Source organism: Paenibacillus amylolyticus (assembly GCF_001570725.1).
Classification (GTDB): domain Bacteria; phylum Bacillota; class Bacilli; order Paenibacillales; family Paenibacillaceae; genus Paenibacillus; species Paenibacillus amylolyticus_A.
This window is the reverse complement of record NZ_BCNV01000001.1, coordinates 3362731-3385711: the sequence shown is the minus strand read 5'-3', so window position 1 is coordinate 3385711 and position 22981 is coordinate 3362731. Positions and strand designations below refer to the sequence as shown.

21 protein-coding genes and 3 tRNA genes are annotated in these 22981 nt (G+C 45.9%); 20 read left to right on the top strand and 4 right to left on the bottom strand.

The genetic code is table 11. The annotated features are described in order from the left end of the window. Positions 1-73: 73 nt before the first annotated feature. The 14 genes from PAHA3_RS15030 (at position 74) to PAHA3_RS14975 (ending at position 12205) form a co-directional block, all read left to right on the top strand. On the top strand, positions 74-1021 hold the full coding sequence (locus tag PAHA3_RS15030) for an ABC transporter ATP-binding protein (protein WP_082762813.1): 948 nt from the start codon (positions 74-76) through the stop codon (positions 1019-1021). Beyond that, positions 984-2093 carry an efflux RND transporter periplasmic adaptor subunit gene (locus tag PAHA3_RS15025; RefSeq protein ID WP_062835431.1) on the top strand — a complete coding sequence of 370 codons (1110 nt, stop codon included), beginning with the start codon at positions 984-986 and terminating at the stop codon, positions 2091-2093. Before PAHA3_RS15030 ends, PAHA3_RS15025 begins: the two co-directional genes overlap by 38 nt. Continuing rightward, positions 2093-5005 carry an ABC transporter permease gene (locus PAHA3_RS15020; protein WP_062835430.1) on the top strand — a complete coding sequence of 971 codons (2913 nt, stop codon included), beginning with the start codon at positions 2093-2095 and terminating at the stop codon, positions 5003-5005. The genes PAHA3_RS15025 and PAHA3_RS15020 overlap by 1 nt, the downstream gene beginning before the upstream one ends. Positions 5006-5007: 2 nt before the next feature. After that, the gene (locus PAHA3_RS15015) at positions 5008-5871 is read left to right on the top strand and encodes an ABC transporter ATP-binding protein (RefSeq protein WP_062835429.1); all 864 of its coding nucleotides are present in this window, start codon (positions 5008-5010) and stop codon (positions 5869-5871) included. 20 nt (positions 5872-5891) lie between these two features. Next, complete coding sequence (locus PAHA3_RS15010; RefSeq protein ID WP_062835428.1) at positions 5892-7343, top strand: ABC transporter substrate-binding protein; 1452 nt, start codon at positions 5892-5894, stop codon at positions 7341-7343. A gap of 134 nt (positions 7344-7477) precedes the next feature. Then, positions 7478-7642, top strand: a complete 165-nt coding sequence (locus tag PAHA3_RS30485) for a hypothetical protein (RefSeq protein ID WP_017687342.1) — start codon at positions 7478-7480, stop codon at positions 7640-7642. A gap of 71 nt (positions 7643-7713) precedes the next feature. Continuing rightward, a tRNA-Met gene (locus PAHA3_RS15005) sits at positions 7714-7787 on the top strand. 56 nt (positions 7788-7843) lie between these two features. Then, positions 7844-7917 (top strand) — tRNA-Ile (locus PAHA3_RS15000). A gap of 183 nt (positions 7918-8100) precedes the next feature. Continuing rightward, on the top strand, positions 8101-8526 hold the full coding sequence (locus PAHA3_RS14995) for a hypothetical protein (protein WP_062835427.1): 426 nt from the start codon (positions 8101-8103) through the stop codon (positions 8524-8526). 238 nt (positions 8527-8764) lie between these two features. Next, positions 8765-10321, top strand: coding sequence for a hypothetical protein (locus tag PAHA3_RS14990; RefSeq protein ID WP_062835426.1), 1557 nt, complete (start codon positions 8765-8767; stop codon positions 10319-10321). 139 nt (positions 10322-10460) lie between these two features. Next, positions 10461-10640: a hypothetical protein gene (locus PAHA3_RS14985; protein WP_062835425.1), complete on the top strand. Its 180-nt coding sequence runs from the start codon at positions 10461-10463 to the stop codon at positions 10638-10640. 169 nt (positions 10641-10809) lie between these two features. After that, entirely contained in the window at positions 10810-11484 is a 675-nt protein-coding gene (locus PAHA3_RS14980) for a hypothetical protein (RefSeq protein ID WP_062835424.1), read from the top strand. A 116-nt stretch (positions 11485-11600) separates the two neighbouring features. Beyond that, positions 11601-11717, top strand: a complete 117-nt coding sequence (locus PAHA3_RS29875; RefSeq protein ID WP_017687347.1) for a YjcZ family sporulation protein — start codon at positions 11601-11603, stop codon at positions 11715-11717. A gap of 158 nt (positions 11718-11875) precedes the next feature. Beyond that, positions 11876-12205, top strand: coding sequence for a DUF1904 family protein (locus PAHA3_RS14975; protein ID WP_062835423.1), 330 nt, complete (start codon positions 11876-11878; stop codon positions 12203-12205). A 39-nt stretch (positions 12206-12244) separates the two neighbouring features. Here PAHA3_RS14975 and PAHA3_RS14970 read toward each other — a convergent pair whose 3' ends face one another. After that, positions 12245-13468 carry an MFS transporter gene (locus PAHA3_RS14970; RefSeq protein ID WP_062835422.1) on the bottom strand — a complete coding sequence of 408 codons (1224 nt, stop codon included), beginning with the start codon at positions 13466-13468 and terminating at the stop codon, positions 12245-12247. A gap of 145 nt (positions 13469-13613) precedes the next feature. Then, entirely contained in the window at positions 13614-13802 is a 189-nt protein-coding gene (locus tag PAHA3_RS29870) for a DUF6199 family natural product biosynthesis protein (RefSeq protein ID WP_082762812.1), read from the bottom strand. A gap of 314 nt (positions 13803-14116) precedes the next feature. Here PAHA3_RS29870 and PAHA3_RS14960 point away from each other — a divergent pair, with 314 nt between their 5' ends. Together PAHA3_RS14960 and PAHA3_RS14955 are read left to right on the top strand one after the other, a co-directional pair. Beyond that, the gene (locus PAHA3_RS14960) at positions 14117-15265 is read left to right on the top strand and encodes a sensor histidine kinase (RefSeq protein WP_062835420.1); all 1149 of its coding nucleotides are present in this window, start codon (positions 14117-14119) and stop codon (positions 15263-15265) included. A 109-nt stretch (positions 15266-15374) separates the two neighbouring features. After that, positions 15375-15857: a NucA/NucB deoxyribonuclease domain-containing protein gene (locus tag PAHA3_RS14955; protein ID WP_062835419.1), complete on the top strand. Its 483-nt coding sequence runs from the start codon at positions 15375-15377 to the stop codon at positions 15855-15857. Positions 15858-15974: 117 nt separating this feature from the next. Here the strand turns inward: PAHA3_RS14955 and PAHA3_RS14950 are convergent, their stop codons facing one another. Beyond that, positions 15975-16199 carry a hypothetical protein gene (locus PAHA3_RS14950; RefSeq protein WP_062835418.1) on the bottom strand — a complete coding sequence of 75 codons (225 nt, stop codon included), beginning with the start codon at positions 16197-16199 and terminating at the stop codon, positions 15975-15977. Between the two features lie 207 nt (positions 16200-16406). On the opposite strand from PAHA3_RS14950, the gene PAHA3_RS14945 reads away from it, so the two are divergent. The 3 genes from PAHA3_RS14945 to PAHA3_RS14935 all read left to right on the top strand — a co-directional run bounded on the left by PAHA3_RS14945 (position 16407) and on the right by PAHA3_RS14935 (position 20662). Next, entirely contained in the window at positions 16407-16856 is a 450-nt protein-coding gene (locus PAHA3_RS14945; RefSeq protein ID WP_062835417.1) for a general stress protein, read from the top strand. A gap of 425 nt (positions 16857-17281) precedes the next feature. Next, positions 17282-17367: transfer RNA gene (locus tag PAHA3_RS14940), tRNA-Leu, on the top strand. Positions 17368-17740: 373 nt separating this feature from the next. Next, complete coding sequence (locus tag PAHA3_RS14935; RefSeq protein WP_062835416.1) at positions 17741-20662, top strand: insulinase family protein; 2922 nt, start codon at positions 17741-17743, stop codon at positions 20660-20662. A gap of 140 nt (positions 20663-20802) precedes the next feature. On the opposite strand, the gene PAHA3_RS14930 is transcribed toward PAHA3_RS14935, so the two are convergent. Continuing rightward, the gene (locus tag PAHA3_RS14930) at positions 20803-21510 is read right to left on the bottom strand and encodes a helix-turn-helix domain-containing protein (protein WP_017687366.1); all 708 of its coding nucleotides are present in this window, start codon (positions 21508-21510) and stop codon (positions 20803-20805) included. Between the two features lie 250 nt (positions 21511-21760). Between PAHA3_RS14930 and PAHA3_RS14925 the strand changes: the two genes are divergently transcribed. After that, on the top strand, positions 21761-22981 hold the full coding sequence (locus PAHA3_RS14925) for a MalY/PatB family protein (protein ID WP_062835415.1): 1221 nt from the start codon (positions 21761-21763) through the stop codon (positions 22979-22981).

The window sequence follows — 22981 nt, the reverse complement described above, 5'->3', positions numbered from 1 at the left end:
ATAATTCAGTGTAGGATGGAACAGATTTCTAATTTTAGGTTTTTTGAAGAAGTGAACGGGATATCAAGAAAGGATGAGCGTGATTGCTGGCATGAAGAATTTATTTCTCAGAAAAAGACCTGCCAAGAGCCAGTCAGGCGATGAACATCAACAGGGGGAAACACCGCTGGAGGCATCGACAGAATCGGGAGAAAATACATACAACAATGAGAACGTTCCCCCGACGAGTGAACCTCGTTCACCTGAAAGTGAAATCGTTTCGGATGAAGTGGCTGCAGCTGCTGACATCACCGTTGATGAACCACAGAAAAAGATCAAACCAAAGAAGGATATGCTGCCTCCATATGATGGACCTGTACTAGAGGTGCGTAACGTACATCGCAGTTTCCAGACAGGCAGTCGTATCATCCATGTGCTCAAAGGCATTGATATGGAAGTGAATCCGCAACAACTGGTCATGCTGAAGGGGCGATCAGGCTCAGGCAAAACAACGCTGCTGAATATGCTCGGTGGATTGGATCAGCCTTCAAGCGGAGACATCCTGTTCTCCGGTCAGCCTCTACAGGATTGGGGAGATCGGCGGCGAACCGCTTTGCGGCGCAAGGAGATCGGTTTTATTTTTCAGGCGTATGCACTTATGCCCTTATTATCTGCTTGGGAAAATGTAGAACTATCGTTGCGCATGGCGGACGTTCCGCGAGCGGAGTGGAAGGACAGGGTTGGTCACTGTCTGGACCTGGTTGGACTATCCAAACGGGTGAAGCACCGACCTTTCGAAATGTCCGGGGGAGAGCAACAGCGGGTGGCTATAGCCAAGGCGATTGCCCATAGACCCAGATTGTTGCTTGCGGATGAACCTACGGCGGAACTGGATTCCAAGATGGGCGCACAGGTCATGGCGGTATTCCGCAATATTATTGAAGTAGAACAAGTAACGATATGTATGACTACACACGATCCTACAATTTTGGAGGTTGCGGACCATGTTTATGAAATGGCGGACGGCAGATTTATCAAGTAAAGGGGCCGCTCCGAAGAGGGGGAAACGCGCAGCAGTTATTGTACTTGGTGCGATAATGGTTGCAACGATGTCCGGCTGCTCATTGCTGCCGTCAGAAACAGAGGAAGAAGTGCTTCCGCCAATTACGCCGCCAACGATCTCCAAGAAACCGGAATATGAGGTTCGGACAGAGACGTTGGAGAAAAAAGTAAGTGGTAGCGGCAAGATGATGAGTCAGCGGGAAGAGAAGGTGTACTTCACGCTCGATGGCATGCATGTCAAAGAGCTAAATGTTAAACCGGGGGATAAAGTGAAAAAGGGTCAACTGCTCGCCGTGCTCGATGTGGAGAGTGTAGAGAAGGAGATCCGTGGTAAGAAACTTGCTATTCGCAAGTCCGAAGTTCAAATGAAGGAAACACTCCGCAAGAAGGATGAGATGGACCCGGTGGAGTTCGAAGAAGCAACGATTGCGTTTGAAGAACTGCGTCAGGAACTCGCTGATCTGGAGGAACAATTGGGCAAAGCCACACTGACTGCTCCATTTGGGGGCGCCGTTATTGCTGTGCAGGTAGAGAAGGGTGCAGCGGTGAAAGCGTATGATCCGATTGCTACGATTGCAGATACATCGAATCTGGTTGTGGCCGCCACTTTTGCGAAGGAAGATCTGGAGAAGTTTTCAGCGGGTATGAAGGCAGAAGTAGACATTAATGGGGCGGGTAAAGTCGCTGGTAAAATTAAAGTCATGCCTATCGCTGAAGCATCGGAAAGCGGCAGTGGAGGAGGATCGGGAGAAGGAGCAACACCTCCTGTCAAAGAATCGCTGGATCAATATGTTATCGTTACACTTGCGAAAATGCCGAAAGGCGTGGAACGTGGAACACCTCTATCGGTCTCCATCGTAACGCAGCGTACCGAGAACGCGATTGTGATTCCTGTATCCGCTTTACGCTCCATTGGTTCAAGAACGTATGTGCAAGTGGTGGAGAGTGATGGCAGCAAGCGTGAAGTGGACGTTGAAGTTGGACAGCAGACGTCGACGGATGTCGAGATTCTGAAAGGTCTGACCGTAGGCCAGAAAGTAGTGGGACGCTAATGGGGCTGCCATTGCTTCGGCTGCTGTTCCGCAAAATGTGGAACACGCGCTGGATGACCTTCAGCACACTGATCGGATTGATTGTGGCGGTTGCGTTCACCGTCAGTATTCCAATGTATGCCGATGGTGCGCTGAAACGGGTCGTCGCGCAGACGCTACAGGATAACAGTGAAGGGTTGCCAGCGGGTTCGTTGCTCATGAGTTATCAGGCACCTGGTGGTGTGAAAACAGACACAAGGGGTCTGGACGAAGTAGATCGTTATATTCGTGAGGATGTCCCTCGCGACATCGGGTTTCCTTTCCATACGTATGTGAATTCCAGATCTATTCGCAGCACAGAGGTGAGTCCCGAAGATCCAACCAAAGTGGATGCCAGCCGGGTGCGCAGTATGAGTATGGGTACGATGAGTGGACTGGATGCACAGGTGAATTACTCTGCCGGGGTGAAACCTGGCAATCAGGTCAAGGACGATATTATCGAGGCAGTTATGCTGGAAGAGGGCATGTACCGAAACGATCTGCATATCGGCGATATTCTGGAATATCCGGTGTATAGCGGCCTTGATATTACGTTACGTGTGAAGATTACGGGTTCCTTCAAGGCAGATGATCCGAACAGTCCTTATTGGGTGCAGGGATTTGACGGCATGATGAACGGACTTTATGTGGATGAATCGGTTTTTAATGATGTTTTACTGAAGGAAAAAGGGATTCCACTTCAAAATTCACGCTGGTATTATGCCTTTGATCTGAAAGAAATTCAAACCAGCCAGTTGTCGGGTCTGACTTCCATGCTGGAAAGGCTGGATATCGATCTGTATCAGCGGCTGAAAGATACGAAAGTGGATATTACCTTCGGTGATCTGCTCAAGCAGTTCCGCAGTCAGAGTCTGCAATTACAGACCATGCTGTTTACTTTGGCAGCACCGATGATTGCGATGGTCTTTTATTTTATCGCGATGAACGCCAGACAGTCATTACAGAAGCAAGAGAGTGATATTGCAGTACTGCGCAGCCGTGGAGCTTCAGCTCGGCAGATCTTCTCTCTCTACCTGCTTGAAGGCATATTCCTGGGCGTTATTGCGCTCATTATTGGACCGTTTCTCGGTTGGTTTATGGCTAAGAGTATCGGTTCAGCAAGCGGATTCCTGTCATTCGTAGATCGGAAATCCATTCCGATCGGTATATCGAAAGAAGCTATTTTGCTGGGCGTAGCAGCGGTCCTTGTTGCAATTATCGCATCACTTATCCCTGCGATAACCTATGCACGGGCAACCATTGTATCAGCCAAGCGGCGACAAGCGCGTACAGACCGCGCTCCGGTATGGCAACGCTGGTTCCTGGATGTTGTGTTGCTGGGTCTGGCTGGATATGGATACTACCTGTTCTATGAACGTCAGATGTTGACCTTCCAGACCGGTATGACAACCGATCAGCTGCAGGTACAGCCGTTTCTGTTCTTTGTACCCGCACTCGCGATCTTTGCGTTAGGATTATTCTTCCTGCGTTTGTTCCCGTGGATATTGAAGCTTATTCAGCTAATCGGTCGCAAGTTTCTCCCTGTCCCATTGTATCTGACATTAACGCAGCTATCGCGTTCATCTTCTTCCTATTATCCGTTGATGATCCTGCTCGTATTGACACTGGGACTTGGGGTGTACAACTCGGCTGCGGCCCGGACCATTGATCTGAATTCCACCGAGCGTACGCTGTACCGTTATGGTTCTGATGTAATCATGCAGACCGTATGGGAAGGAACGCCTGAGATTAAGCCTGGTTCCGGACAGAATGGCGGTTCAGGTGGAGGTCAAGAAGGCGGAGGCGGCGGTTCTGGTGGTGGTGGCGCTCCTGGCGGAGGAAATGGCGGTGGAGGTGCTCCAGGTGGAGGCGGTGGATCTTCTCAGCCATCGAAAGTCATCTACTCTGAACCTCCATTCGAAGTATTCCGCAGATTAGATGGTGTGGAGCATGCAGCAAGAGTGCTGCAGACCAAGGGCAATATTATCGTCTCTGGTAAATCGGGTGGACAGGGAATGCTGGTCGGGATTGATAATGTGGACTTTGCTCAAGTGGCTTGGTTCCGCAACGATCTGTTCCCGGCACATCCCTACAAGTACCTTGACTTGCTTGGTAAATACGAAGGGGCTGTATTGATCTCTTCCAAATTTGCTGACAAATTTAAACTAAAAACTGGAGATCTCGTCTCCATGGGTGTACAGGGACAGGCGATTGAATTCGTCGTGTTCGGGATCATTCCTTACTGGCCGGCCCAGTATCCGGATCAGATGCCATTCTTCGTGGCCAATCTGGATTATATCTATGATCAGGTGCCTCTGATTCCTTATGAGGTCTGGCTGAAAATGGAACCAGATGCCAAAGTGGCTCCATTAATGGAGAAACTCGCAGCAGAAGGCATTGAGTTATCGTCTGTACGTGACGTACGGACCGAATTGGTATCTCAGGGTAAACATCCGTCAAGAGGTGGCGTATTCGGGATTCTGAGCCTTGGTTTCCTGGTTTCGGTTATTATCTCGTTGATTGGATACGTGCTGTACTGGTTCTTCAACCTGTCTGGACGTGTTGTGCAGTTTGGTGTGCTACGAGCCATGGGGTTATCCCGGGCACAACTGAGCGGCATGCTGCTGCTGGAGCAGGTGTTCACAGCGGGACTGTCGATCCTGTTAGGTATTGGTATTGGTCAGGTATCCAGTCGTTTATTCCTGCCATTCCTGCAAACGACAGATAATGTATCTGCTCAGGTACCTCCGTTCCGCATTGTGTTTGAACAGCAGGATATGTTGCAACTGTATGGGGTCACCGTGGTGATGCTGGTCATTGGTGCAACGATGTTGCTCTGGCAAATTCGCAGGCTGCGGGTTCACCAGGCGGTCAAAATGGGAGAGGAGAGGTAAACGTGATCCAATGCGAAGGACTTGTCAAAATTTTTAAATCCAGCGATGTGGAAGTCGTTGCCCTTCAGGGTCTCAACCTGACTGTCAATCAAGGTGAAATGATGGCCATCATCGGTAACAGCGGTAGCGGTAAATCCACGCTGCTGAACATTCTGGGCGGACTTGATCGTCCTACTGCCGGTACGGCTGTTGTGGGAGACTGGGATCTGCTGAAGATGACAGATGCCCAACTTGTCGAGTACAAACGTCATACCGTAGGTTTTATCTGGCAAAATAACGGTCGTAACCTGCTGCCTTATCTCACGGCACTCGAAAATGTGGAGACACCCATGATTCTGGGGGGCAAACGTGATCGTGCTTATGCAAAACAATTGCTCGAATGGGTAGGCCTTAAGGATCGGATGCATAACAAATTGCATCAATTGTCCGGAGGAGAGCAGCAACGGGTAGCGATTGCGATCTCCTTATCCAATCGTCCCAAAATCCTGCTTGCAGATGAACCAACAGGATCGGTCGATTCCGAGACATGTGATACGATCATGGGCATTTTCAGAAGAATGAATAAGGAACTCGGCGTTACCATTGTCATTGTTACGCATGACTTGACGCTTGCTGGCAAGGTGGACCGGATCGTTGCGATTCGGGATGGCTTGACCAGTACCGAGTTTGTGAAGCGTAACCCGAATCTGGATGATGAACATAGCTTGTCCGATGCGGGTATGCCGGACATTCACGAAGCATTTGTCATTATTGACCGTGCCGGACGGCTTCAGGTGCCAAAAGAGTATCTGGAGGCCTTATCCATTGATAACCGGGCTACATTGGAGTTTGACGGTGAACGAATTGTCATTACACCGCCAAGATAATTAAGAGGGGGAACTGGGAAATGAAGAATAGTATGTGGGGAAAACGTGTGCTGGCTGTCATCGTTACTGCAACGCTAGCACTGCCGCTGATTGCCGGTTGTACGGCAAGTGAGGCCAAGGATACGGAGCAGCGTGTATTACGTGTGGCTACGTTGTGGGGAGGACAGGATGACAGTTACTTCCGTCAGCAATTCACCGATGCTTTTGAACTGACACACCCCAATGTAACGATCGAAATTGTAGCTGCTGTTGATCAGAGCAGCATGTATGGGTATGGTAACACCGAAGAACAGCCGGAAGTCCCGGATACGATGGAAAGTCTGAAGAAGATTATGACTGGGGATAACCCGGTTGACGTCATCGTGGCGGATACCGCAACAGTCAAATCATTAATTCAGGAGAATCTCGTGAAACAGCTGGACCCATTGATGCAGGAAGACAAGTTTGATACCACTGATATTGTGCCTAGTGTGCTGGAGGGAATTAAGGACCTTGGGGATCAGAGTATCTATGCATTGACACCAACGTTCTCCTCCTCTGCTTTGTTCTATAACAAGGGTTTGTTTGAAAAAGCAGGCGTGGAACCACCAACGGACAACATGACTTGGGATGATATCTTCAATCTGGGTACCCGTCTTACGAAAGGGGAGGGTAAAGACCATGTATTTGGTTTCTCCTTCACGACATATCAGGGCGGTTCGCCGTACTACTCCATGCAACAGTATTACAGTTCTTTGCAGCTGAAGACGTTTGACGATAAAGCTGAAAAAATGACTGTGGATTCTCCTCAATGGGAGAAAGTATGGAGCACGATCAGTAAACTTGCGATTGACAAAGTTATCCCTAAAGGCGACGAACCACAGGATCAGGATCCGAGTGGACGTTATGATCCAGTTCAGGGTGACCTGTTCCTGAGCGGCAAATCAGCCATGGTTATTGGTGATTACAGCTATATTAATCAATTAATTGATGCGAATAAAAATGCGGATAAGATGAAAGATTTTACAAAGGTAGATTGGGATGTCGTCACACCTCCGGTTCACCCGGAAGCGCCTGAAATCGGAGGTAACATCTATCTGAGCAACCTGATGGCAATCAACAGTGCGGCTCAGAATCCAGATGACGCGTGGGAACTGATCAAGTACATGAACAGTGAAGATTGGGCGAAAATCAAGGCTCGTAGCAGCTATGAGATGGTATCCCGTAAGAGCTTCATCAAGCCAAAAGATGGCCTGGATTACAACATTCAAGCATTCTATTCTTTGAAGCCAATCCCACCAACGAATACCAACCTGGATAAACTCTATCAAAAATCTCCAGGCTTATGGCAAGTAAACGAAAAAGGCATGGAATATTTCAACCAGGTACTTGAGAACAAAAAGACACCAAAAAAAGCGCTTGGCGAATGGGCAGCTAAAGGTAACGAGATGTTAGAGAAATTGAAAAAGGATCCTAAAGCTACGTTTCAATGAGATTTGATGATGTAGTCATATCATCATTTTAAGGATAGCCGCTGAAGATTTTAATCTTTGGCGGCTATTTTTATGGAAATGGGGTATTCTACAAAAAGCAGGAATAAATGACGACTCCGGAAAGGACGAGCTGTATGCACTGGGTATATTTCAGCAAGTTGTATGCAACCAAATTTCAAGCAGGATGTCTGGCGAAACGAATGGAGCAGGATGGGTGGATCTACGGTCATAATGAACCGGCAGAAGTCGAAGTGTATCGTTCACGCAAAGGTCGTTACGGTGTTCGATTTATTCCCTGACATTACCCCTTGACTTATTAGGATAGAATGGTGTATATTAATTAAGTCGCTGTTTTAATATTTTTTACTGACGCGGGGTGGAGCAGCCCGGTAGCTCGTCGGGCTCATAACCCGAAGGCCGCAGGTTCAAATCCTGCCCCCGCAATTTAGTTTCACTTGGATGATTCACAGCCATCATCTGCACGTTATACATTATGTCTAGGGCCCTTAGCTCAGTTGGTTAGAGCGGTCGGCTCATAACCGATTGGTCACAGGTTCGAGTCCTGTAGGGCCCATACTCTTAAAACCCTTGCCTAGCAAGGGTTTTTTTCTGTCTTCATTTAGGTGCTAGAGCCAAAAAGGTAATTTGTTAATAGAGTGTTTCTAATATGCCCTTTTTTGCGCAATTCAGTGTATGTCCACGCCGTACACCAAATCTCGCATATACTATCCTATCCCACACATAGGAGGTAGATTTCATGAGTCAATTTATTGATGCAAGAACATCGCAGAATGCGAGTTTGGCTAACTCAATCGCCATACCAATCCTTGTAATTAACACGCCACAATTATTTGGACAAATCGGTTTGATAACCACTGCTGGCATTGGAGCAAACCCGCGGGTACAATTCAAAGGAACGGTGTCTGTGCAACTTCCTTTGGCACTCGTTGGTATCACCATCACAATTGTCAGAGGTACTGCGCCAACAGATCCTGTTATTTATTCTGCAACTTCCACATTTAGCTTGAGCATTCTGGCACCTCAGATTATTACCTTCTCCGCCGATGACTTCAACCCACCAATTACACCTCAATTGACGTACACTGCATTTGTGAGCTCCAACTTGTTGGGTACGATCCGTGTAGGTCCTGAGAACTTCGACGGAGTGTTGTATTCCGACTAATATTGAGTGTCCTAGCCTAAGTAAAACTAGATCAATATTCTTCTTAAATGAAGAACATCATAGACCTGCCCTCAAAAGCAGGTTTTTTTCTTGTTGAGGGGGAAGACTGAACTCCATCGAGTAGACAGGGTTCTATGATATAATGCATTACAGAGATTGAATGGTATTCGAAATAAAGTATTCCGTGAACATCTGAGAATCTTATGAAATTAGTTACAGAAAGCAGGGTTCTATTTTAATGACGTCAAATGAAAGTCAACGTTTTCGTTACAGCGAAGCTCCGGTCTGGGATTGGCAGAGAGCTTATTATGAACAAAAGGGGCTAGAGGCTTGGACAGAGAATCAGGTCCCTCAATATATTACCAGTAATCCGCTGATTGCCACGGCTTATGCAGAGATGATTTTTGGATTTCTTCAGGACCTCGCAAACAAGGGACAGATTACCGAGACCGTGACCATTCTGGAGCTTGGGGCGGGTGTAGGGCGTTTGGCACACCAAATCCTGCTTAAACTGATTGAATTAAAGGATTTTGCAGGAATAGATTTACCTCCTTTCAGATATGTATTGACAGATCTCGTAGCGGAGAATGTACGGGGTTGGAGAGAGCATCCATCCATGCAATCCTTTATTCAAGAAGGTATAGTGGATTTTGCACGTTTTGACGCTGTAGCAGATACGGAGCTAAAACTGGTCGTTGCGGGTACAGTTATTCGGCCGGGTGATCTGAAACAACCGTTGTTGTTGATTGCCAATTACTTTTTTGACAGCATTCCGCAGGAATTAATCTATATTGGGGATGGCGAGATCTATGAGTGTGATCTGCTTGTTCAGTCTCCGGATCGTCGTCATGATCTTGAACCCGCCGAGATGCTGAAGAATATGACGCTGAGTTATGAGTATCGCCGGGCGCCCGAATACAGTGCAGATAACTATCCGTATTCAGAACTGATCACATTGTATAAGGCGGAGCTGGAGGATTCACACATCCTTTTCCCCGCTATTGGATTGTCCTGTCTCGAACGGTTGAACAAGCTGTCACAGTCTGGTTATGTGTTGATAACCGCTGATAAAGGAGATCATCGACTGGATAACTGGAAGTTCGCAGAGCCACCTGAATTCGTTCTGCACGGGAGTTTTTCTTTAACGGCTAATTACCATGCGATTCAATACGTCTTGGAACAACAGGGAGCACATACGCGATTCACAACACATCATTATAAAGATCTGAACGTTGGGTGCATGTTAATGGTGAACGAACCGATCGGTTATGTGAACACGCGACTGGCCTACCATCGATTTGTTGAACGTTTTGGACCGGATGACTTTTTCAGTATGAAACAATGGGTAGACTCTCAAATAGAGAGTATGGAGTTGAAGCATATTTTGCCGTTTTGGCGTCTGGGTGGATATGATGCTGAGTTCTTGATTCACAGTGCTACGCATATTTCCAGTCTTCTTCCTGATGCAAGTGATGAGGAAATGCTTGATATTCAGTCTGGCATTCATACGATGTGGTCGTCCTACTATGTGATGGAGCAGCAAGGGGGACTCGCATTTCTGGCAGGACAGTTATTATATGAAATGTATATGTATGAGGATGCGAAACGGTTTCTGGAGATATCGTTGGTTGCAGATCCGAGTAACCATAATCCGGCAGTCTTGTACGACTTGGCTGTGTGCTGTTATGAACTTGAACTGGAAGAAGAAACCTTGTCCTATACCCATAAAGTACTTGCCCTGGAACCCGATCACGAAGAGGCAGCAGCGTTACTCCAGAGTTTCGAGTTGATCTGAACGGAATAATTGAAGTCCTGTCTCCTATATGTCTAGAAATAGTGATGGTTGTATATAAAATTGAAACCTAATTGGGTTGTAATCGTATTAATGGGATATTCAACCAATCATCTGTTTGAGCAGAAAAGGAGACAAAGATATGAAAAAAGTCTTATCCGTTGCATTATATCCGTTGATGTGGGTTGTGGGTGCAGTTAGCTTTCTGTCTGTAAATGCAAATAGTGCAGCAGGCAGCGCCCTCTTTGTAAAAGATATCGCTACAGATCGAAGCTATGATGGACAGGCCATCTATGATAGTATTGAACGTAGAAATGCCTAACTACATACCATTGAACTGTAAAGGTAATTGTTTCACCGAGCAATAACATGAGAACAATTACTCTTGAAGCGAAGTACGATGAGCAGTGTTCTGTCCGTACAACCTTTAAGCCGGTTTCGTACCTTATTCAGGTATGAACCGGCTTTTATTTATGAATGGGGGATACCAGATGAAGATTATCATTGGACAACCGAGGCTGGAACAGCATTTGCTGCAGCTTGAAGCTGAACTCAAGCAACATCCTGATGCAGATGTATTATTTTTTCCTGAAGGATATCTGAACCAGAATGTTGAGGAAGCTTGCAGGTTGGCGGCTGAAAATGGAACCATGATTGCATCAGGCCATCGCAGACTGGATGAACGTCCAAAGGACAGATCAATTATCATCAGTAAGGCCGGAGAGATTGTATTGGAGAAAGCCAAATATACACCTGCTGAGACGGTTGAGGAACAGGGGTGGGTAATAAGCACTTTGTTGTGTGATGAGTTGGTCCTGCAAGGATTTCGCAACGAGAATATAGAAAGTGTGGATATCATTATGCATTCCATTGGTGTGGGCATGTTCAGTGAAGAGCAGTATAGTGAATGGGTCGAAGAGGCTCGGCAGATTGCCTTGCAGCATCAATGTATTGTCATGGGAACAAGCCATGCGGATGGTTCGTACCGTGATAGCGACATCTCCATTCCAATCGCTTATTGTATAACACCTGATGGAGAAGTTGTTTTGGCATCCCGAAGTGATACACGTACTCGTACAATCCTTTTGGGCAGAGGGAGTACAGACCCATCATCTCAGAAGTCGCTACAAAACCGAGTGAATATTACCATCGTTCCATACGGTTAAGTTACCGGGCATGAATCCAAGATGAATGGGCTGCTGAACTTGCCGATTCGCCCGGTCACTTCCAGGGAATACGCATATGTTATGGCATACCTTGAAATTCAAAGGAGGCCAATCAAATGAGTCAAGTTGGATACGGTTGTTGTAATGTTGGTGGCGGCGGATGGACTTCCACAAGTGCAATTCTCGTGCTTTTCATTCTGCTCGTAATCATCACAAAATCTTTCTGGCTGTAAGTCGCGTATAGAATCGTGCAGGCAATGGCTCCGCTGAGACTTCAGCGGGGCTTTCCCTAGTATATGAAGCAACAGATACCTTCAATGACATTTGACAACTGAAAACAATGTGCTTAAAATCACATAAGAGACTATTAACAGAGATTGAAGGGATAGCAATGCCGTTTATTCGCTTTAAAGGATTCACAGGTCCTCAGCTAGAGGAAGTTGTACCCCAAATTACAGAGAAGATGGCCCTAATTACTCATATTCCACAGGAGAGAATGAAGGCAGAGCGTCATGATGTACAAGCGCTAACGCCTTCTCCAGCTTCTATAGAGATTTTGATGTTTCAACGTGATCAGGAGATTCATAATCGGATTGCATCGTCGTTGCAGGCTATTCTGGAAGAAGCGTACATGCCGGATGTGCATATTTTCTTCAATATATTGTCACCCACTTTGTATTATAAACAAGGCAAGCCGCTGACAGATTATCGATTGGATTGAGGGTGTGAGGGACGAGCAGATGCTGCTCGTCTTTTTGATTTACATATTTTTCGTATGCTTAACAATATGCTCGTTCCTGTGCACCCGGTTCAACGATATAGAGCATATCGCTGACACGATAAACAAGGCTCCACCGATAAGGTATACCCATCGAACGTCTAGTTGATCGACGACTAGACCGAAAATGACGATGGATACACTCATAACCGTGGAGATCAGGACGCCCTGTGCGGCGTATACCTGGGACAAGGATTCAGCGGGCACACTTCTCTGAAACGCTGTCTGTTGAGCCATATCACGAATCTGGTAGACAGGGCCCATAAGTATACATAACGCCAGTGCGAGCCATGGCAGGCTGTTGAGACCATAAACGATGGTCATCAGGCTGAGGAGAAGAGAACCCATGGTCATGCTGGCGATCAAGTGCTTCTGAATCCGTTTGGCCAGAGCCAGAGCCAGAATACCTCCAAGCATGGTTCCGGCAGCGTAACTCGAGTTCATGAGTCCCCACCAACCTTCTCCTCGTGCCAGAGCTTCTTTCGCAAAGGCCAGCGTAATCGCTCCGATCCAGATGGACCCCGCAAGAGCTTGGGTGACGTCCATAAGTGTAATTAGTCGTAAGGATGGAATTGTCCAAAGCATGCTCCAGCCTTTTCGCAGTACTTTTCGTGTGACGATCAATTTCTCGGGTTGTTCTATATCCCGTGTGAGCGATCCAAGGGCAATCAGGAAGATCAGAACAGCCCAGGACAGGCTTGTAGCTGCCCAGAAGGTCTGTGACGCTCCCCAGTTCATCACGGCAAATCCCGTCATGGCGAACCCGACGATGGTCACCGTCTGATTGGAGAAAGAGAGGAGACTATTGGTCTTCGCCAAATCTTCTCCCTGAACCAACCGTGGCGTTAAAGTATCCAGTAATGGAGATTCCCAGCCTTCCAAAAAGGATAGAATGACAACCCCGATTAATAGAAGTGGCAGTTGTGTGGTCAAGTGGTTCAACGAAATCGCTATCCCAGTCATGAGGAATGCTTTGGCTACGGGAATGGTGATCAGTAGTTTGGAGAATGAGAAACGCTTCACAAGTAATGGTAAAGTAAATCCTGATGTTATGTGTGCGATGATCCGAATGAACGGAAACATGGCAGCATAGAGTACCGATCCAGTCTGACTATAAATAAACGTAGTAATAACCATGATATATATGACATTAATGAGCGAGAGCAGCGTTTTGGCAGCCCAGTACGGATAAAATGCGATGTTCATGCCAATGATGTCCTTTCCGAAACGATATGTCTATATTACGGGCATTGTCATCTTTGCACCACAAACAAAGTTATCATTTTCCCGTCATTTCATCACAAAAAAAAGAAACTGCCCAATAGGACAGTTGTCTTCGGATGTCTATAGTTCATGCCATAGCGAGTGTGAAGGCGATAAGCAACATCAACAGGCTGGTCATTCTGACCATAGCCATATAAGGTCTGCTGGGCTCGGATTCACCCCGGGAAATCCAGCCATACCGCAGATACCAGCCGAATTTTGGGAAACAGAGATTGATGATACACAGTACCATGAATATAAAAAAGAGGGTTCTCATACCCATCTTCCTTTCCTAACTTACATAAAGGATCTCATCTTAACGCTTGCGTCTGGAAAAAATGACTACAATCAGAATAATAATGATGATAATTAACAGAAATTTCATGTGTGTTCCTCCTGATGACAGTTAGGTTATTGTCGGATGTTAGTTATCAACTATTACCCATAAACCACATGACTTGAATAACTGTGTTACAATTAAAATATATTGTTTCTATATCAACACATACCATCTGGTCAGTTGTATCTCCATATAAAGTACAGAATGCAGAATATATAAACATTAATATGTGTGAGATGAAGGAGGAAGGCATGAGCCAACATAATCAACTCTCATTACAATGGGAATTTATCATCTCGAAAGTGAAATCCTCCGTTACGGTGGTCGATGCTACCTTGCCTGAGTTTCCGCTCATGTATGTAAATGAACATTTTACCCGACTGACAGGATATACGTATGAAGAGTCTGTCGGACAGAATTGTCGGTTTTTGCAAGGACAGGATACAGACCCCGAGACGGTAATGCAGATTCGTGATGCATTAAAAAAACAACAGTCCATTAAGATTGATATCTTAAATTATACAAAAAGTGGTCAGAAGTTCTGGAATGAACTGAATATTGATCCGATCTTCAATGAATCAGGCGAGTGTCTGTATTTTGTAGGTATTCAATACGATATTTCAGAACGGAAGTATGCCGAGCAGCAGTTGAAGTTCGCGACTTCCATGGCTGAGATGAACAGCAGAGGGCAATTGGAATTCATCGGCAAGCTGAATCACGAGCTTCGTACCCCGCTTAACGGCATTATGGGCATGATCGAACTTGCCAGCATGGGTGAGACCACGGATGAGCAGAAAGAGTATCTTGAGCTTGCGCGTCAGTCTGGTGAGGCTCTTCTGAATATTATTAACAATAGTCTGGATATGGCGAAGCTGGGCAGAGGCAAAATGGATGTCGAAAACATTGAATTTCAGCCGTTGAAGCTGATTCAACAAATTGTGAAGACACATGAGCCTGCGGCGCAGAATAAACAAATACGTTTGCTCTGCCATGCTGATCTGAGTGTTCCTGATGTGCTTATGGGTGATCCGCTAAGACTTCGGCAGGTACTGGATAACTTACTGAGTAATGCGATCAAGTTCACGGAGCAGGGTGAAGTGCAGTTACAGGTGGACGTGAGGCAACAACTGATGGATACCGTTGTATTGGTATTCTCTGTGCGTGATACAGGGATTGGTATTCCTCAGCATCAGATCGAACAATTGTTTGATGCATTTACCCAGACGGATATCTCCCATGCACGCCGATTTGGTGGAAGCGGACTTGGTCTGACCATCTGCAAAGAACTGCTGGAACTGATGAATGGTCAGATTTCGGTAGAGAGTATCGAAGGGAAAGGTACACAGTTTGAGGTGACACTGCCACTGCTGCGCCAACAGGCCATTCCCAATGTAGGATAATCACTCAAGCATGACAGCCGGGCGTTCTCGGCTGTTTTTTTATTTTATTGGATTGTTTTACGAACGGGCGTTCTGTTATAATGCAAGTGTTGAATGGGGGAGACACAGCATGAGTAAGAGACGCACAAGACGAAAGCGCAAAGGTAAACAAGGCTTCAAAAAACAGGTACTGACGCTGGTAGCGATGCTGCTGATAGCCCTCTATGCCTGGGCTGGGGGAGAATGGCCGGAGGAGATACCCTCTCCATTCGGGAACACTAACAAGAGTGTAGACCATACCATTACGTTCCCTTCAGAGCGCTATCCCGAAACCGCCAACCATATCAAGGCTGCTATCAAGGCAGGGCATTCGGATGTATGCACCATTGATCGTGGTGGTGCCGAGGGAAATCGGGATTTATCACTCAAAGGTGTGCCAGTCAAAAAGGGTAAGGATCGGGACGAGTGGCCTATGGCGATGTGTGCTGAGGGAGGCACAGGTGCAGATATCCAGTACATTACCCCGAAGGATAATCGCGGTGCAGGTTCATGGGTAGGGAATCAGTTAAGTACATATCCGGATGGAACACGAGTGAAGTTTGTAGTGAAGTAACAAGAAGAGAAAAACCAGACGTTCATGCGTCTGGTTTTTTTGGTATGAAGTGCTGGCATAAATAGATGTTGTTGACGTAAATATACGAGAACTGATTTCTATGATTACAGATCCGACTTAAACGAGCTGCATTCCGCTTAAATGATGAGACCGGATGCTTAACAGACGCGTAACCTGTTCGACCTCATCGAACGGTATCCACAGACTTCCGTGAACGGTACGTAAGGAGAGAATGGATGTATCGGCGGTACGCTCGGGAAATCCGGTTACCGTCTGACCGCTTGTATTACGAACCATGATCTGTTGTTTGCGTTGGATAGCAATTTCTACCTCTTTTTTCATAAGTCATTGCTCCTGATTATGAGATGTTAAATCCATATGTCAATGTTTTCAATGGTTAATTTGTCTTCTTTATCTAGTCTATCAGAACTAGGTATAGATTTCCAGAAGAGAAATCAACAATCTTCTAGGTGATTTGTCTTAGCTAGGCTTTATCCGTTTTTGAATGGGGATTACGGGGTTATATTAGTGTAAAAGGAGGGGAACGGAATGACACAATTGATTATTGGGCTGGCCCGTACCGAGAACGAGGCTATATTGATGCTGAATCAGGTGAAAGAGGAAGGCATCAAGGACAAATATTTGGGAGCGGTGGCGAAGGAACAACTCAATCTGGAGTTGGTGAGCGAGAAGACGGGGCTGCCCAAACCGTTGAAAGGTGCCGGAACGGACGGTGCCTTTGGGGCCCTGAAAGGTATATTGGCTAGTCTGGGGAAGCGGATGGATCAGACGATGTCGATCGGAAATGCAGTACGCAGGCTCGCTGGAAATGAGATTGGGAGTGATACCGATGATTTGGTGCTTACACTGACTGAAGCAGGGATCTCGCAGGGGGATGCGCGGTATTACGAAGATTGGCTACTACAGGATCATATCTTGGTTATTGTGGAATGCAGTGAGGAAGAAGCTGCTCGCGTTCGGCCTATTCTACTTTTTTAGTTTAATTTAAGGCTGATTTTAGGTTTCTTTAATGTTGGGGAGGTATTCTTATCTCACACCTCCCTTAATATAGATTGGTTTACCGGAAGTCCGGGACCGCAACTCGGACTTTCTAGGCACTGTGAGCTAACGCTTGCAGTGCCTGTTTCATTTATATAAGGTTAACTAAAGATTATTTACACTAGCACTCCGATGACAGAATAACTTCTAATCGCTGTTATCCCCAGATTTTTTCGATTCCCTTTTCTCAAGGGAAAATCCGGTGATAAAGGGGAACGCTTCGCTTTTTCAGTTTTTTCTGTCCTTTCCGTTATCGTGTAAATCATTAGTTAAACTTATATAGTTAGATTATTTTTATAAAAAGTGTTGCAAAGTTAATTAGTTCATGGTAAGATATTTCTTGTCGCCAAGAAATACATAATCCTGCCGGGGTGGCGGAATTGGCAGACGCACAGGACTTAAAATCCTGCGGTAGGTGACTACCGTACCGGTTCGATCCCGGTCCTCGGCATCTTAAAAAAGAAAGATCGTATGACGCTTGTTAACCAAGCTGCATACGATCTTTTTTTATGTTCTTTAATATCAATGTCACTTCATTTCAGACCACATCACCATGCAGCTCATAAACATAAACCCTGCATAATACATATCAGAAGGTACATTTATCTGACTTTTATGAAGAGACGGAACAATGGTGTATACTATCCATAGGCATATATTACCTTTACCTTGCTGAACGATATAAGTTCAACTACACATTTACACGATAACGTAGAGGACGGAGGTTATTCTGTCATCGGAGTGCCCGTGTAAATAACCATATTTGAACTTATGTAGAGTCACAAAACCAATAAAACAATCTTATGGACGGAGGACTCAAGTTTATGTTGAAACAGCTTAAGCCATACAAGGTGTTGCAGGAGCGCAGAATCGAAGAATTGAAATCGGATGCGTATCTGTTGGAACACCAGAAATCCGGAGCCAAAATTGTACTTTTGTCCAATCAGGACGACAACAAAGTATTCAGTATCGGTTTCCGCACACCTCCGGAAGATGATACAGGGGTAGCCCATATCCTCGAACACTCCGTGCTCTGTGGGTCCAAGAAATTTCCGGCCAAGGATTCTTTTGTTGAGTTGCTGAAAGGTTCTTTGAATACATTCCTTAACGCCATGACGTATCCGGATAAGACGATCTACCCGATCGCGAGTCGTAATGACCACGATTTCCATAACCTGATGGATATATATCTGGATGCGGTATTGAATACGAATATTTACGAGAATGAAAAGATATTTCTACAGGAAGGTTGGAACTACAACCTGACCTCTGCAGATGATGAGTTAACTTACAACGGAGTTGTATATAACGAGATGAAGGGGGCCTTTTCTTCACCGGAACGAATGGTGCGCAGAGAAGTGCTGAACTCCCTTTTCCCGGATACCACATACTCCTCCGAGTCTGGCGGATTCCCGGAAGCTATCCTGGATCTAACCTATCAGGGGCTGCTGGATTTCCACACGAGATACTATCATCCTTCCAACAGTTACATCTATCTGTACGGAGATATGGATATGGAAGAGAAGCTACAATGGCTGGATGAAAACTATCTGAGCGCATATGATCGAATCGAGATTGATTCTGCCATTCAACTGCAACCTGCTTTTGCAGAACGGGTAGACACGGTTAAGACTTACTCTGCCGGAAGTACGGAATCGGAAGTGGATAACAGCTTTTTGACCTATAACGCGGTAATCGGCACAAGTCTGGATAAGGAACTGAACATCTCGTTTCAAATTTTGTTATACGCCCTGTTGAACGCTCCGGGAGCGGTATTGAAACAGGCTTTGCTGGATAAAGGAATTGCGAAGGATGTCTACGGTTCGTATGATGACAGCCTGTATCAGCCTGTGTTCACTGTCGGACTGAAGAAGAGCAATCTGGCGAGCAAAGAGGATTTCCTGGGAACGGTCAAAGAAGTGCTTGAGCGTGTGGTGAAAGAAGGCTTTGATCCGAAAGCGCTGCTTGCAGGAATTAACTCCTATGAGTTCAATCACAGGGAAGCGGACTATGGCAGAATGCCGAAGGGCCTGATCTACGGATTCTCCTCCCTGCAAAGCTGGTTGTACGATGAAGAGGCACCTTTCACCCATTTGGAGGCGAATGACGTATTTGCTGAGCTGCGTACGAAAATGAACGAAGGTTACTTCGAGCAACTCATTGAGAAGTATATATTGCAGAACACACATACTTCCTTTGTGGCGCTTACCCCGGATAAGGGGCTGAACTCACGCAAGGAGGAGGCGTTGAAAGCACGTCTGAAAACCATTCAGGCCGGTCTTAGCGAGGAAGAAGTTCAAACGTTGATTCAGAAAACGGAAGCACTCGCCGAGTATCAGAATACACCTTCAACCAAAGAGCAGCAGCAGGTCATCCCTACGTTATCGATTGAAGATATTGAACCGAAGGCCTCTACGTTGCATCAAACGGTGAACCAGGTCGATGGCACAACCATTCTGCATCATAACCTCTACACGAACGGAATTGGTTATCTGAGACTGTTGTTTGATATCAAAGAAGTGCCACGTCATCTCCTGCCGTATGCAGGATTGCTCAAGAATGTACTGGGTTACGTGGATACTCAAAACTACTCGTTCAATGAACTGTCCAATGAAATCCACATCCATTCGGGTGGTATTCATAGCGGGATTGGATCTTATGCTAACGCGCATAAGCACAATGAATTCAAGGCTACTTACGAGTTTAACGCTAAAGTGTTGTACGACAAGCTTGGATTTGCCTTTGATATGATCAAAGAAATCGTGTTCACGTCCCAATTCGATAATTCGAAGCGATTGTACGAGATTATCTCTCAGATGAAAGGCAACCTGCAACGTAATCTGATCAATAGCGGACACTCTGCGGGAATTGGCCGGTCTTCGTCCAAACATTCAGCGGTTGCGGATTTCAGAGAAGCTGTGAGTGGCATTGCCTTTTACCAGTGGCTTGAGGATCTTCAGGCGAACTTTGAGGCTAGAAAAGAAGAGTTATCTTCCAGTCTGCAAGAGTTGACGGGGTATATTTTCAGACCGGAGAACTTGCTTGTCAGTTACACTGCCGATGAACAGGGATATGAAGGATTGGAGCAACAGGTGTCTGATCTGAAAGCGAAGCTGTTCACACATGAGGTTGCCAAAGAAGAGTTTACGTTCACACCGTCTACTCATAAGGAAGGATTCCGATCCCCGTCAGAGGTGCAGTATGTGGTGCAAACGGGTAATTATATCGACAAAGGATATCAATACACGGGTTCACTGCGGGTCTTGCAGGGCATTCTGTCTCTGGATTACTTGTGGACCAATATCCGGGCCAAAGGAGGAGCTTATGGCTGCATGTCAGGCTTCCGACGGAACGGGGACAGCTACGTTGCATCGTACCGTGATCCAAATCTCGATAAAACGTACAAAGTATATGAAGAGATACCGCAATATTTGACCGACTTCCGGGCAGACGAGCGGGAAATGACGCGTTATATCATTGGTGCGATTCAGGATCTCGATACGCCGCGAACACCTTATGGCGAAGGGGCATTCTCCCTGGAATGTTATCTGTCGAATGTGACTGAAGCGGATCTGCAACAGGAACGTGACGAAGTGTTAAGCACGAAGGAAAGCGACATTATCGGTTTTGCTGAGCTCTTATCGGCCATACTTGAGCAGCAGCAGCGCTGCGTGATCGGTAATGAGAACAAGATTGAGGAACAGAAGCAAATGTTTGACGAAACGCTGGATTTAATTAAAAACTAAGCGTTAGTCGCTTATTCCCGATCGAATAGGCAAAGCGAAAGGCACTTTTATGAGCTGGTTCAACAGCTTATAGAAGTGCCTTTTCTAATGGGGAGGAGCTGTCTCCATCCCATATGAGAATGTGTGACACACTGCGTTGTTCAAGTGACGGCGAGCATATTGTATATTTTCAGGGTGCGCAGATCTTCCTTTGAGATTTTCAATTCATTATATAACTCCTGATTCTCGGGTAGCGGTGTTCTGGAGAATAACATTTTGAGCGCGATCGGCATGAAAGGTCTGAAGGAGACACCAGCCATCAGTCCCCACTTTTTCTCCGATTCCTGAAAAGACGCCAAAATATTAATATATAGGTTCTCCAGCGGCGTGGCCTGATTTTTCAAAATTAGAGTCGTGAGTGTATCATAATGCTCGGTGTGGCCCCAATACATATTCTCGCACTCCTGGTAGTTCTCAAAATCCTTCACATTCATATACATCACGGTGCGATAACGGTTGGCATCCGATTGAGCCATCATGTCAATGACACAACGAATGAGACTGTTGTTACGCCCATCATAGAAGTAGGAATAGAAACGTGTGGAGTTTTTGAAAAAGCTGGACGGGACCGCATTCATCAGGGGAGAAGCGTGTCTGGGTTCTTGATACAAGAGTTGCTCCACCTGAATGTTGAGTGCGTTCGCAATATGATGTAACGTGACCAGATCAAGTGTAATATCTCCGCTCTCATATTTGGATAACGTGCCCTTGCTCTTGAAGATCTGATCCGCAAGCTGTTGAATGGTCAGTCCCCGCCACTTCCGAAAGTTTCGTATCTTCTTGCCAACTTCCTGATTGATATTGTTCATAAACGGTTCTCCTTATGTCATGTTTCTTGAGAGTACGTGAAAATGATGAAAGTCATTCATAAAAATGATGTTACATGAGAAATATATCACTTTTTCACGGAAATACCTATTTTGGAGAAACAATAAACTTCATTTGTTTCGTCAGAATAGATTGTATTGCATTTGATGCAATTCCTGCGTCATGAAATAATAGATGTAATACGACATGAAACGACAATGAAAAAGTAAAGCAGATAGAGGAGTAGAAGCTATGAAATATGACTTTGATGAGATTATTGATCGCACAGGAACGAATGCCATGAATACGGATGGTTTCCGTCAATATATTTTTAATGCCACAGAAGATATGACTTTTCCATTCAAGGATGAAGAATTTATTCGCATGTGGATTGCAGATATGGAATTTGCCACACCTCCCGAGATTCTGGATGCAGTCAAGCAGCGTCTGGACCGTAGAATTATGGGTTACTCCCAGGTATTTGATCCCGCATACTATGAAGCTGTTTCGAATTGGATGAAGAGATACTATGATTGGTCCTTCCCGAAGGAGCATTTGGAGACCTCGAACGGGATCATTCCCGCTTTATATGAATTGGTGGAATATATCTGTCAATCGGATGAGAAAGTACTGATCGTGACCCCGTCTTATGGTTTCTTCAAGTCAGCAGCGGAGCATAACAATCTTGAACTGGTATGTTCGGATATGATCAACGAGCAGGGGCATTACTCGATTGATTTTGAGGATTTTGAAGCCAAGGCCAAGGATGAGAAGGTAAGGGTATGTATTTTCTGTAACCCCCATAATCCGTCTGGACGTGTCTGGACAACCGAAGAGTTACAACGTGTGGGTGAGATCTGCCTGCGGAACAATGTATGGGTCATTTCGGATGAAATTCATTGTGATCTGCTGCGTACTGGTAAGAGACATACGCCCCTCGCGAAGCTGTTCCCGGATACGGATCGAATCATTACATGCATGTCTCCGAGCAAAACATTCAACATGGCTGGTCTGATGTTCTCCAATGTCATCATTCCGAACAAGGGACTTCGAGACATCTGGCAGGCACGCCATTATGGTTTCAAAAACCCACTGAGCATCGCCGCCACTCAAGCGGCTTACGAAACGGGTGATGAATGGCTGAAGCAATTAAAAGGTTATCTCGATGCCAATTTTGCCTACGTAGAACATTATGTGAAACAGCATCTGCCACTGGCTGTCTTTCACATTCCAGAAGCAACGTATCTTGCGTGGATTGATATCTCGGCATATGCTCCAGAGCATGTAAGTCTACCTTTATTCTTCGCGGAGCAAGCGGGTGTGTTGCTGGAAGATGGTCATATGTTTGTAGCGAATGGTGCGGGTTGTATTCGGCTGAATCTGGCTTGTCCCCGTTCGGTGCTTGAGGAAGGATTACGGAGAATCGGTAGTGTGCTTGTGAAAGAAGTCGAAGAGTTACCCGTTCAAGTATAA